General features: G+C 53.1%; 11 protein-coding genes and 1 pseudogene. 4 read left to right on the top strand and 8 right to left on the bottom strand.

Annotated features, from left to right (window positions below):
* Positions 1 to 146 precede the first annotated feature (146 nt).
* Genes pspD through pspA form a run of 4 tightly spaced genes read right to left on the bottom strand, consistent with a single transcriptional unit; the run spans position 147 to position 1,687 of the window.
* Positions 147 to 368 carry a phage shock protein PspD gene (gene pspD, locus AK59_RS0120395; RefSeq protein WP_013096406.1) on the bottom strand — a complete coding sequence of 74 codons (222 nt, stop codon included), beginning with the start codon at positions 366 to 368 and terminating at the stop codon, positions 147 to 149.
* 12 nt (positions 369 to 380) lie between these two features.
* Complete coding sequence (pspC, locus tag AK59_RS0120390; protein WP_013096405.1) at positions 381 to 740, bottom strand: envelope stress response membrane protein PspC; 360 nt, start codon at positions 738 to 740, stop codon at positions 381 to 383.
* On the bottom strand, positions 740 to 964 hold the full coding sequence (pspB, locus tag AK59_RS0120385) for an envelope stress response membrane protein PspB (protein WP_013096404.1): 225 nt from the start codon (positions 962 to 964) through the stop codon (positions 740 to 742). The genes pspC and pspB overlap by 1 nt, the downstream gene beginning before the upstream one ends.
* Positions 965 to 1,018: 54 nt before the next feature.
* Positions 1,019 to 1,687, bottom strand: coding sequence for a phage shock protein PspA (gene pspA, locus AK59_RS0120380; protein ID WP_013096403.1), 669 nt, complete (start codon positions 1,685 to 1,687; stop codon positions 1,019 to 1,021).
* Positions 1,688 to 1,853: 166 nt separating this feature from the next.
* Here pspA and pspF point away from each other — a divergent pair, with 166 nt between their 5' ends.
* Positions 1,854 to 2,831 carry a phage shock protein operon transcriptional activator gene (pspF, locus tag AK59_RS0120375; protein ID WP_029883666.1) on the top strand — a complete coding sequence of 326 codons (978 nt, stop codon included), beginning with the start codon at positions 1,854 to 1,856 and terminating at the stop codon, positions 2,829 to 2,831.
* A gap of 56 nt (positions 2,832 to 2,887) precedes the next feature.
* On the opposite strand, the gene AK59_RS0120370 is transcribed toward pspF, so the two are convergent.
* The 4 genes from AK59_RS0120370 to AK59_RS0120355 are packed head-to-tail and all read right to left on the bottom strand — an operon-like array spanning position 2,888 to position 9,040.
* Positions 2,888 to 4,621 (bottom strand): polyurethane esterase, encoded by a 1,734-nt coding sequence (locus tag AK59_RS0120370; RefSeq protein WP_023622385.1) that lies wholly within the window; start codon positions 4,619 to 4,621, stop codon positions 2,888 to 2,890.
* A 27-nt stretch (positions 4,622 to 4,648) separates the two neighbouring features.
* Positions 4,649 to 6,007 carry a TolC family outer membrane protein gene (locus AK59_RS0120365; RefSeq protein WP_029883665.1) on the bottom strand — a complete coding sequence of 453 codons (1,359 nt, stop codon included), beginning with the start codon at positions 6,005 to 6,007 and terminating at the stop codon, positions 4,649 to 4,651.
* 2 nt (positions 6,008 to 6,009) lie between these two features.
* Entirely contained in the window at positions 6,010 to 7,323 is a 1,314-nt protein-coding gene (locus AK59_RS0120360; RefSeq protein WP_029883664.1) for an HlyD family type I secretion periplasmic adaptor subunit, read from the bottom strand.
* Complete coding sequence (locus tag AK59_RS0120355; RefSeq protein ID WP_029883663.1) at positions 7,316 to 9,040, bottom strand: type I secretion system permease/ATPase; 1,725 nt, start codon at positions 9,038 to 9,040, stop codon at positions 7,316 to 7,318. The genes AK59_RS0120360 and AK59_RS0120355 overlap by 8 nt, the downstream gene beginning before the upstream one ends.
* Before the next feature lie 471 nt (positions 9,041 to 9,511).
* On the opposite strand from AK59_RS0120355, the pseudogene AK59_RS1000000125335 reads away from it, so the two are divergent.
* From AK59_RS1000000125335 to sapB, 3 genes and pseudogenes are all read left to right on the top strand, one after another.
* Positions 9,512 to 9,676: pseudogene (locus AK59_RS1000000125335) on the top strand (site-specific integrase); the annotation flags it as partial.
* A gap of 66 nt (positions 9,677 to 9,742) precedes the next feature.
* On the top strand, positions 9,743 to 11,383 hold the full coding sequence (gene sapA / locus AK59_RS0120350) for an ABC transporter substrate-binding protein SapA (protein WP_029883662.1): 1,641 nt from the start codon (positions 9,743 to 9,745) through the stop codon (positions 11,381 to 11,383).
* Positions 11,380 to 12,345: a putrescine export ABC transporter permease SapB gene (sapB, locus tag AK59_RS0120345; RefSeq protein WP_013096396.1), complete on the top strand. Its 966-nt coding sequence runs from the start codon at positions 11,380 to 11,382 to the stop codon at positions 12,343 to 12,345. The genes sapA and sapB overlap by 4 nt, the downstream gene beginning before the upstream one ends.
* Positions 12,346 to 12,360 lie beyond the last annotated feature (15 nt).

Below are 12,360 nucleotides of genomic sequence, written 5' to 3'. Positions count from 1 at the left end.
CGGACCTGAGGGGGTAAAAACGTCTTCTCAAGGCAACTCAGCGCAGTAATGTGAGCTGCCGCAAAGAAAGACAGAAAAGGGAGAAAACGAAGAGAAATGCCAGCAGCCCTCCTCTCATAAGAGAAAGACTGCGGTATACATGGGGATCAGGATAAGTATCGACGGGAAAAACGTTTGGCCAGTTTTTGCAGCAGCGGCTCCAGCGCCACGGCCAGCAACAGTCTTACCGGCTTACGGGCAACAGATTTTATTGCCCAGCCAGCCACGCCTGCCGGACCATAACGTAACGCCGTCAGCAGAACCAGTTTACCTGCGATTTTCAGGCCGGGTTTTACCTTCTGACCGGCCTGTTGCCAGTTTTTGTTCATCTATGTTCTCTCTTAAAGCTGACGAAAACGACTTCTCAGCGTAAAGGTATCAGACGTGACGTAACGTTCCATTTCGCGCAACCGCTTTTCACCTGCGGCCAGTTCAGCATCCACCTGGTTCAGAATGTCACTACTACTCGGTGCGCCTTCTGCAGCCAGTTCACCTTCCGGCATGGGGTCGAGCACAAACGACAAAACGATGTACGCCACCAGAGTGATAAACGCCAGACCGAAGAAAATCGATAACACCGTTACCACGCGCACCAGCTTAACCGGTACATCCAGATAGTGGGCAAGCCCCGCACAGACGCCGCGAACCATGCCCTGCTGTGGGATCCGCCACAGCTTTTTATTCAGATTCAGTCCTGACATTAACGCTCCCTCCAGTTCGGGTGTTCCGCATCCAGGATAGCTTCCAGCGCCTGAATACGTTCACGCATCTTATTCGCCTGATCGGACAGCTGTACCAGACGTTGTTGCTCGCTCTGGGAAAGGGCGTCCCGTGAAGAACGGTTGCTGTAGTGCAGCCATAACCAAATCGGCAGCACGAACAGCACGAAAATGGTCAGGGGAATAGCGAGAAAAAGCGCGCTCATGTGTACTCCTTGTCGTACGATGCGTGGCGGCACGCTCAGGTGCCGCATGAATTATTATTGATTGTCTTGCTTCATTTTGGCTTTCAGGGCCGCCAGCTGCTCGCTGATTTCATCGTCGGCTTTCAGATCGGCGAACTGCTGATCGAGCGATTTTTGCTTACCGATGCTGTGGCTTTCCGCTTCCGCTTCCATCTGATCGATACGACGTTCGAAGGACTCAAAACGCGCCATTGCTTCATCAAGCTTACCGCTGTCCAGCTGACGGCGTACATCGCGGGAAGAGTTTGCCGCCTGGTGACGCAGCGTAAGTGCCTGCTGACGCGCACGGGTTTCGCTCAGCTTGTTCTCAAGCTCGCCAATCTCTTTCTTCATACGGGTGAGCGTGTCGTCCACCAGCGTAACTTCATGTTCCAGCGCGGTAACCATATCCGCCAGTTTCTGTTTTTCAATCAGTGCGGCACGGGCCAGATCTTCTTTATCTTTACGCAGCGCCAGTTCGGCTTTTTCCTGCCATTCATTAAGCTGGGCGGTAGCCTGCTCAATACGGCGGGTTAACTGCTTTTTCTCAGCCAGCGCACGGGCGGAGGTAGAACGCACTTCAACCAGCGTATCTTCCATTTCCTGAATCATCAGACGCACCAGCTTTTGCGGATCTTCCGCTTTCTCAAGCAGCGAGTTGATGTTGGCGTTCACGATATCGGCAAAACGAGAAAAAATACCCATAATTCAATCCTCACATTTCTGTTATCGGGCGATGCCCTGCTGTACAGATAATACAATTCCCGTGCCAACTTTTTATCTTATTGATTTCACTGAATGTGATTGATTTTCGCTCACTGAGGAACTAAGCTCACCTGGTGAATCTCGCTAAGGAGTGGTTAATTTCATCATGGCTGAATATAAAGACAATTTACTCGGTGAGGCTAACAGCTTTCTCGAAGTGCTGGAGCAGGTTTCACGCCTCGCCCCTCTCAACAAACCGGTGCTGATTATCGGTGAGCGCGGCACGGGCAAGGAGCTGATCGCCAACCGACTCCACTATCTGTCCGGGCGCTGGGATGGTCCTTTTATTTCGCTTAACTGCGCCGCGCTGAATGAGAACCTGCTGGATACCGAGCTGTTCGGCCATGAAGCGGGAGCCTTTACCGGGGCGCAAAAGCGCCACCCTGGCCGTTTCGAGCGTGCCGACGGCGGCACCCTGTTCCTCGACGAACTGGCCACCGCGCCAATGCTGGTACAGGAAAAATTGTTGCGCGTCATTGAATATGGCGAGCTGGAACGCGTCGGCGGCAGCCAGCCGCTACAGGTTAACGTGCGTCTGGTCTGTGCGACAAATGCCAACCTGCCGGAAATGGTGGCTGAGGATAAATTTCGCGCCGACCTGCTCGACCGCCTGGCTTTTGACGTCGTCCAGCTTCCGCCGCTGCGTGAACGGCGCAGCGATATTATGCTGCTGGCGGAACAGTTTGCCATTCAGATGTGCCGTGAGCTGGGTCTGCCGCTCTTTCCGGGCTTTAGCGATAATGCCCGGGAGACGCTGCTTAACTACCCCTGGCCGGGGAATATTCGCGAGCTGAAGAACGTCGTCGAACGCTCTGTCTACCGTCACGGCAGCAGCGAAACGGAACTGGACAACATTATTCTCGATCCTTTTCAGCGTAACGCGCCATCTATTACCGCGCCGGCGCGTTCGAACGATGGGCCCTCACTCCCGCTCGATCTGCGCCAGTTTCAGCATAAGCAGGAACAGCAGCTACTGGAGCAGAGCCTGAGGATGGCGAAATATAACCAGAAAGGGGCAGCTGAACTGTTGGGGCTGACCTACCACCAGTTAAGGGCATTGCTCAAAAAGCACCAGATGCGCTGACGGGCAGAGCCATTCTGACGGGATTTATCCCCGCGAGGTTCCCGCGGGGAAAAGAGTCATGCTACCGCAATATGCATCTGCGAAAGCATATCGGTATTCACACCGACCAGCGTGACGCTGCTGTCGCCGTAGGTGAGTAAGGCATTATCACCTTCAAACGACAGGTGGTTGAGATAGCTGTCATTATCGGCAATGTTCTGGTTAGCCATAAAGATCAGGCTGTCGCTGGCGGAGAGGTTATAGACCGTGTCATGACCAAAATCACCGTAGAAGAGAAGCGTGTTTTCGCTGCCGTTAAGGTGGATGGCGTCGTCGGCATACCCGGAAACCACATTGTTATTGTTCCCGTTTACGCTGATCTCACTGTCATTGGCTCCTGAATAGAACCAGCTGTCATTACTGGCGGTCGAGATAGTGAAGCTGTTCTCTGTATCGGCATAATAGCTTTTCGCATACGCGATTGAGCCACTGTCACCTTCTAAGCCATAATCCGTGACCTGCCATGTCGCGTTCTGGTTGATGTTAATACCAAACAGGCTGAACAAGGTGTGGTCTGCGTTAACGTAATGGATATCTTCCGCCCGTGTAATATCGCCGGTGGAATATTTAAAGTACAGCGTCCCTTCTGCATCGTGGCTAAACGTAAAATCGGCAATATGACATTCCGTTACGTAGGTGTTAGTCCCTGCGCCGCCATAAATAACGTTGTAGCCGCTGTGATCTTTAAAACTGTCATCTCCGCCACCACCGCAGAGATAATCGTTACCCTTCCCGCCTTGTAATAAATCATTTGTTTCGGTACCAATAATAAATGTTGATCCCACATGCGTTACGGATTTATTGAGATCCGAAACCCAGGTCGTGGAACGGTATGCTTCAGAAAGATTAGAAACAATGATATTGGAATTTTGATGGGTGAAATCATAGATTTCAGAATCCATAATTCGTAATGCACCGTCCGTATAGCCCTGACCGGAGTGCCCGGCCCAGGACGCCATATTCGCGATCGAAAAGATCTTACAATCGTTGGTCAGGCCGGCATAGTAATCATTAAAGGAGACGATGTTGTTGGTGCAGGTTTCAAGCGGCGTGTCGTGGTTAAATAAACTGTCCAGCGTCAAGCTGTGACCCGTTAACACACGAAATACCGGATCGTTCTCATAACCAATATTAAGCACTTTGTCATCGGCCAGGTTTTGAGTCGGAGAGGCGAATGCGACGTAGCTTGCGTCCTCAAAGAAACCACCCCACTGGCCCTGTGCGGACAGGGTTGCCATGCTGTTAACAGCCAGTCCGCCAAGACTATGTCCGGTAATGATGATGTCATTACCGGTCAGGCCATTTGCCGTGGCAAACGCGGCCACCGAACTCATGAGGTTTTTATACGCGTTGAGAACATAGTTATCCGCATAGCCGTCGACCAGTGCAGATAATACGTCGCTGACGGTATCCATCGCGGTATTGATGGTATGCTGAAGTGAAGGCGCGCTGGCGTAAGTGCCCGTCCCCCAGAAGCTAATGCCTATATTGACCAGCTTGCCATTGGCGTCATATTTTCCCATAACGTTGCATTCGGCACTGGTTTCAAGAAGACTTTCGCCATAAAAAGCACCATAGGGATTAGTACAGCCGCTGTAGTTAAGCGTGGTCCCGTCTAATACTTTCCAGCCATTTTCTTCTGTATAGGTATAATCAGCATACGTGGCTGCACCAAAATTGATACTTTCAATGGTCAGTGCATCCTTAATAAGCTGCGTGTTTTTCTCGCCCTGATAATCGAATACAGGCATAGTCGTCCCTCTGTTTATTATCAACAATCATTGAGCAAAATACGAATCAAGTAACATAACGTTATCATTGTTTATTTCGCCCGTCTGCGCGAGCAAACTGACCCATGCCTTAATGACAGCATGTTTTTCTGCAGTAAGCTCAACTTTGGTTTTATAGAAAGATTGTTCTGCATTTAATAAATCGATATTCATGCGCTGACCAGCCTGAATGCTTTTTTTCGTCGCTTCAATCTGACGCCTGGCGGCGTCCACCGCGGAAGCATAGGCAGCAAGGCGTTCTGACGCATGGAGGCATTTATTTAAGGATTTTTTAATTTCGCTGTAGGTCGCCAGCCGCTGTGCATCGTGAAGATATTTTGCCTGCTCATAGCGGGCCGCTGCCTGACGCAGGGACGCTGAAACGCCGCCCCCGGAAAAGAGATCCATGCTGACGCGCAGGCCTATGCTGTCGGTACGATATTTCTGATGAATGGTATTGTCGTTGCTTGAATCGTTCTCCGAATGCATCGCGTAAAGCTGTACCCGGGGAAGCGCGCCAGCGCGACTGCGTTCAATTTCATAGCGTTTTTCTTCCACGCTATGTCCGGCAGAAAGAATATCGGGATTATGCGCGGCTGCCTTTTGTTCCCAGTATCGATAGTCTCCTGATGCCAGCGGCAGCCTAAGCGGCTTTTCACCGAGTATCGGCAGCGCTGCCGTCTGCGAGAGATCCATGCCCACGATCGCTGATAACGCAACGTTAGCCGTATCCAGCGTATCGCGCGCCTCCACCTCATCCGCAATCGCCAGGCTGAGCGCAGAGGCGGTCTCGGTGACATCCGTTACTGCTCCCTCACCGGCCTCAAACTGTCGCTGAGCCTGCTTTTTCTGCTCTTCCAGCCCCTGACGATGCAGTGCCGCAAGCTGAAGCCGTTGATGCGCCTCGGTAAGATCCAGCCAGGCGGTAATGAAACGGTTTTGCAGATCAATCAGACTGCTTCGGTAGCGTTCATCAGACTGCATTTTTTTGATAATGCCGATGCGATACCCCGCATAGGCATCGTAATCAAACAGCGGCTGAACAACGGTAACCGATCCCGAATAACTGTCATATTGTTGATGTTGCACCACCTCAGAATGCTCCCCCAACAAATTTGTCTGCTGGTACTGCTGCCGCTGCCAGTTACGCGGTGCGCGTTGATAGCTAACGCTGACTTTTGGCAGTAACCCGGCGCGACCGATGGGGATGTACTCTTCTCCGGCAAGCTGATCCTTCACGGCAGCGCGGTACTGCGGATCGTTGTCCAGCGCCATGAACCAGCCCTGAGTCAGTGTCAGCGCACCTGCTGAAAAGGACGTCATCAGCGCGAGCAGATACACAACAGGTATGAACTTTGCGGTAAGCATCTTTACTCCTCGATGAACGACCGCGATGCACGATCCACAATGGGTTTCAGCAGATAGCTCAACAGCGAGCGCTCTCCGGCTTTAATAAAGACCTCTACTGGCATACCCGGTTTAACCTCCTCACTCTTCAGCTTTTTCATCCCCTCCGGCGTAACGGCGATCTGAATCTTGTAGTACGGCTGCTGGGTGGTGGGATCGGTCTGGCGATCCGCTGACACCAGCAATACCCGGGCCGGGATTTTCGGCGTGCTTTGCTGGTTGAAGGCGGTAAACATCAGGGTAACGGGCATGCCCTTATGGACTTTATCGATCAGGGCGACGTCAATTTGTGAGTCGATAATCAGGGGGGAGGCCTGCGGGACAATTTCCAGTAGCTGCTCGCCCGCACTCACCACCGCGCTGTCGCTGGCAAGCGCGAGGTTCATTACCACGCCATCCTGCGGTGCGACGACGCGGGTCAGGGAGAGATCGACACCGGAGAGCGTCAGCTGTTTTTTGCTCTCGCTGACCTGCAGGCGAAGCTGGTCAATTTGCGTTTCAATATCTTTCCGGTTATCAATCAACCGCTGCTGCATGCCGCGTTTGAGCTGGGCGATCTGATTCCCTAACTCTACGATTTTGCTGCGGGTTTCACCCACCTCGCCCGCCAGAGACGCCGATTGCACCTGGATATCGAGATAGCGGTTACGGGGGAAATAGCCCTCTTCCATTAGTGGTTTCAGGTCTTTGAGTTGACGATTTAACAGTGCGAGTCCTTGCGCTTTCGTCTCGCAGGTTCTGGCAAGCGAATCGCGCTGGCGAGCCAGCCCTGCAATGGCCTGAGCGTCATTTTCCTGAGCATTTTTCAGCGCCTTCTGTCGGGCATGCATAAGCTGGCGTTGCTGAGCCACTATGGGCTTGATCGCATCCCGCAGGGCTTCGTCTTCTGTCTCAGGGGGCAACGTCAGCGTTTGCATGCCCGCCAGCTCAGACTGCAGGCGGCTTTCAGCAATGAGCGACGTCAGATAATGCTGGCGCGCAGCGGAGAGTTGGGCGAGCGTCGATTGCTGGCTGAGCAGCACCAGCAGGTCGCCTTTATGTACCGTCTGCCCCTCTTTGACGGCGATGCTTGTCACCACACCGCCTGTGGGTGCCTGTACGGCCTTACGGTAGCCGTCCACCACCACGGTTCCGGTGGAAACAACACCTTTATCCAGCGGCGCCAGTGCCGCCCAGAGCAAGAAAGATCCCAGACCTGCCAGCAACACTACCCAGCCAAGACGGACAAACGGAACGACGTCAACAAGGGGCGTCTTCTGCGCATCGCTATTATGCATGGACTCTTCCTTGTTCAGCAGGGACGCTGTTTGTCTTATTTACCGGGCGAGCTGACTGCTGTAAGAGTTGTGCCGTTGGGCCATAAAGCTTGGTTTTTCCGCCTTCGAGGACGAGCAGATGGCTGGTCAGCGGCAATATTCCCGGACGATGAGAAATGATGACAACGCTTTTTTTCTGCTGCCGGAGCTGCCGGATAACCTGCTGCAAAGCCTGCTCACCCGATTCATCGAGGTGAGCGTTGGGCTCATCAAGGATCACCAGTGCCGGATTGCCGTACAGCGCCCGGGCCAGGCCAATGCGCTGTTTTTGCCCACCCGACAGGGACATCCCCTGCTCGCCGGTCAGGGTGTTATACCCGTCAGGCATACGCAAAATCATGTCGTGGATCCCGGCCAGCTTTGCCGTGGCGATCAGTTGTGTTGAATCAATCTCCCCAAACTGGGCAATATTCTCAGCGAGGGTTCCCGTGAAAAGCGTAACGTCCTGCGGCAAGTAGCCGATTCCAGGACCCGGCTTCTGCTTCTGCCACTGATAAATATCTGCCCCATCCAGCCTGACATCCCCCTCTCCGGCAGGCCAGACACCGCACAACACTCTGGCGAGACAGGATTTCCCCGATGCACTGGCTCCCACAATTCCCAGCACCTCACCCGGGTTTACCCGCAGAGTGATGTTTTGCAGTATGGGCTGCCGGGGGTTTCCCGGAGGGAAAACGGTGACATTCTCCACCGTGAGCACTCCCTGCGCAGCCGGCAGGCGTATGCTCTCCTGCGCCGGGGGAAAGTCTCCCGTCAGACGAACCACGCGTTCCCATGCCAGACGAGCTGACCGGTAGCCTTTCGACACGCTGATGAGTTGTTCCACCGGTGACAGCGCTCTTCCGAGCAAAATTGAGCCCGCGATCATCATACCCGGCGAGATGTCTCCCAGAATCGCCAGCCAGCAGCCCAGCCCCAACATCAGGGACTGAAGCGCCATACGTACGGTTTTGGTGACGGCAGACATCAATACAGCGCGTTCACTGGCCGCACTCTGGCAATAAAGGAACTGTTGATGTCCGCGCCACCAGCGCGCCTTAACGTTGTCAGTCATCCCCAGGGCATGCAGCGTCTCAGCAGATTGTAAGGAGCTGTTAGCCTGGTGATTTGAGATCAAGGCATACCCCCCCGCTTCATTCAAAAGCTGACGCTTCGTTTTTTCGTTAATAAACGCCAGGGCCAGCAGCAGACATGCGCCTGAAAGCGAGAACACCCCGAGCCAGGTGTTAAAAAGAAAAATAACGCCGAGGTAAACGGGAAACCAAATGGAATCAAAAACCGCAAATAACGCCGGGCCGGTAACAAACTGGCGTATAACGGTGAGGTCGCTGATAGCCTGCCCGGCATTCGGACTGTGCTTAACGAGATTACTTTCACATGCAGCGGTATAGAGTGCAGGCGAAAGCGCATTATCAAATTGATTACCCAATCGGATGATGACGATGCCACGCGCGTAATCAAGGAGTGCCATGACGGCAAACATAAATAACACCAGCAGCGTCAACATAAAAAGCGTTGTGGTATTCCCGGATGAAAGCGCGCGATCGTAAACCTGCAACATATAAATAGATGGTGCCAGCATCAGTATATTTATGACCGATGAGAAAAACGCAATCGTCACGAATATGTGCGTGCGAACGCGTGCAAAATTCTTAATTAGCCCCAAAGGTTCAATCATTCCCTAACTCTCTGATGTTTTGGTCACTTCTCATGCCATGAGAAAGACGCGAGACGTCCATAATGAAAAAGATTTAACATCAAATATAAAAAAGCAGACAATCAGGTGCAGTGCCGTTCGGTATGCCCCAACAGAAAACTGTAATTTTCTTAGATGTTATGACGATTCATTTTATTCTTTTTTTATTTCTCCCTGCCAAATTGCAGGATCAGAGGGTCAGTATATAAATCAACATTACTCGTAACGCAACCATTAATTAAGCAAGTATACGTTTAGTGAATATTTCTTATTGTAATACATCGACTCAATAATAATTCACGCCATCGAATCATGCTTGCACAGGATAAACAGCACGCACTTTATTATGGGGTTTTATTGCCCACTCAATATCGCATCGCGAGGTAACGGGAAGATGTCTGTCGTGAGTTCCATCAGCCAATCACGCACGCAGTTGCTAACCGCATACGGTCTGTCGGGGCGAATCCTTCGTTTATAGCGAGTCAGACAGGGCATGAAAATGCTAAGATGGTTTATGAGGTATATTCAAAGTGGAGAGTCGGTATGAATGCCGATCAGGTTGGTATGCTGAATGAGCGACTGCAAACGCTACTGCCCCCAGGATGCCCTCAGGGATAAACGACACTGGATAATTTCGTTTAATATTAGTAAGATAGCCACTTAACATATCATACCTTAAAAATTATGCGTCTGGTTTTATCGTCCTTTTTTGCACTCAGTCTGTTCAGTTGCCAGGCCTTTGCTGCCCCCGAGCCAACTGAGCAGCCTGATATTCGTGACAGTGGCTTCGTCTACTGCGTCAGCGGACAGGTTGATACCTTCAACCCACAAAAAGCGGGCAGCGGCCTGATTGTGGATACTCTCGCCGCTCAGCTTTACGACCGTCTGCTTGATGTTGATCCGTACACCTACCGTCTGGTGCCGGAGCTGGCGGAAAGCTGGGAGGTGCTGGACAACGGCGCAACTTACCGTTTCCGTCTGCGTGATGACGTTGCGTTTCAGCATACGCCGTGGTTTACCCCCACGCGCAAGCTGAATGCAGACGATGTGGTCTTTACGTTCCAGCGTATCTTCAACCGCCATCACCCCTGGCATAACGTCAACGGGGGGAACTTCCCCTATTTCGACAGCCTGCAGTTTGCCGACACCGTTAAAAGCGTGCGCAAACTGGATAACCGGACGGTTGAATTTTCCCTGACGCGCCCGGATGCCTCTTTCCTCTGGCATCTGGCGACCCACTATGCGTCCGTCATGTCCGCTGAGTACGCGGCAAAGCTGAACAAGCAGGATCGTCAGGAGCTGCTTGACCGCCAGCCGGTCGGCACCGGTCCGTTCCAGCTGGCCGAATACCGCGCCGGGCAATATATTCGCCTGCAGCGCCACGAACACTTCTGGCGCGGCACGCCGCTGATGCCGCAGGTAGTGGTCGACCTCGGGTCTGGCGGTACGGGGCGGCTCTCAAAGCTGCTGACCGGCGAGTGTGACGTGCTGGCCTGGCCTGCCGCCAGCCAGCTCACTATTTTACGCGACGATCCGCGCCTGCGCCTGACGCTGCGCCCGGGTATGAACATTGCCTATCTCGCTTTTAACACCGATAAGCCGCCGCTGAATAACCCGGCAGTTCGTCATGCACTGGCGCTGGCCATTAACAACCAGCGTTTGATGCAGTCCATTTATTACGGCACCGCGGAAACCGCCGCCTCTATTTTACCGCGCGCCTCGTGGGCGTATGACGGTGAAGCCAAAATCACGGAATACAATCCGGCAAAAGCTCGCGAACAGCTTAAAGCGTTGGGCGCTGAAAACCTGACGCTGCAGCTCTGGGTACCGACCAGCTCTCAGGCATGGAACCCTAGCCCGCTGAAAACCGCCGAGCTGCTGCAGGCTGATATGGCGCAGGTGGGTGTAAAAGTGATCATCGTTCCGGTTGAAGGGCGTTTCCAGGAAGCGCGCCTGATGGATATGAACCATGACCTCACACTGACGGGCTGGGCGACTGACAGTAACGACCCGGACAGTTTCTTCCGTCCGTTGTTAAGCTGCGCGGCAATAAACTCACAGACCAACTACGCTCACTGGTGCAACCGCGAGTTTGACGCCGTTCTGCAAAAAGCGCTGGCGTCACAACAACTCTCATCACGCATTGATGCCTATGATGAAGCGCAAAAGATCCTCGCTAAGGAACTGCCCGTGCTGCCGCTGGCCTCTTCCCTGCGTCTGCAGGCCTATCGTTACGATATTAAAGGCCTGGTATTGAGCCCGTTTGGCAACGCCTCCTTCGCCGGGGTCGACCGTGAAAAAGAACAAGAGGTGAAAAAACCATGATCATTTTTACCTTGCGTCGACTCCTGTTACTGCTGGTGACGCTCTTTTTACTGACCTTCGTGGGCTTCAGCCTGAGCTACTTTACGCCGCACGCCCCGCTTCAGGGATCGTCGCTGTGGGATGCCTGGCTGTTCTGGTTCAACGGCCTGTTGCACTGGGATTTTGGCGTCTCCAGTATCAACGGACAGCTTATCTCTGAGCAGTTGAAAGACGTGTTCCCGGCCACGATGGAGCTCTGTATTCTGGCCTTCGGCTTTGCCCTGATGGTGGGCATTCCGGTGGGCATGCTGGCGGGGATTTATCGCAATAAATGGCAGGATAAATTTATCAGCGCCCTCGCCCTGCTCGGCTTTTCTATCCCGGTCTTCTGGCTGGCGCTGTTGCTGACGCTGTTCTTCTCTCTGACAATGGGCTGGCTGCCGGTTTCAGGCCGCTTTGACCTCCTCTACACGGTTAAATCGGTGACCGGTTTCGCCATTATTGATGCATGGCTCTCTGACTCCGTCTGGCGTCACGAAATGATCGTCAGCGCCCTGCGTCATATGGTGTTACCGGTGCTGACGCTTGCGGTGGCGCCCACAACCGAAGTGATCCGCCTGATGCGCTTGAGCACCATGGAAGTGTTTGATCAGAACTACGTTAAAGCTGCGGCCACGCGCGGTCTCTCACGCCTGACTATCTTGCGTCGTCACGTACTGCATAACGCGCTCCCGCCGGTTATTCCGCGCCTTGGGCTGCAGTTTTCGACCATGCTAACCCTGGCGATGATCACCGAGATGGTCTTTAGCTGGCCAGGTCTGGGCCGGTGGCTCATTAACGCCATTCGTCAGCAGGATTACGCCGCCATTTCAGCAGGCGTCATGGTGATTGGTTCGCTGGTGATTATTGTTAACGTGATTTCCGATATTTTGGGTGCAATGGCCAACCCGTTGAAGCATAAGGAATGGTATGCCTTACGATAGTGGCTATAGGGCTGC

The sequence above is a fragment of the Enterobacter sp. T1-1 genome (assembly GCF_000710795.1).
GTDB lineage: Bacteria > Pseudomonadota > Gammaproteobacteria > Enterobacterales > Enterobacteriaceae > Enterobacter > Enterobacter cloacae.
The sequence above is the reverse complement of the archived record's forward strand: the minus strand, read 5'-3'. Positions and strand labels throughout refer to the sequence as shown.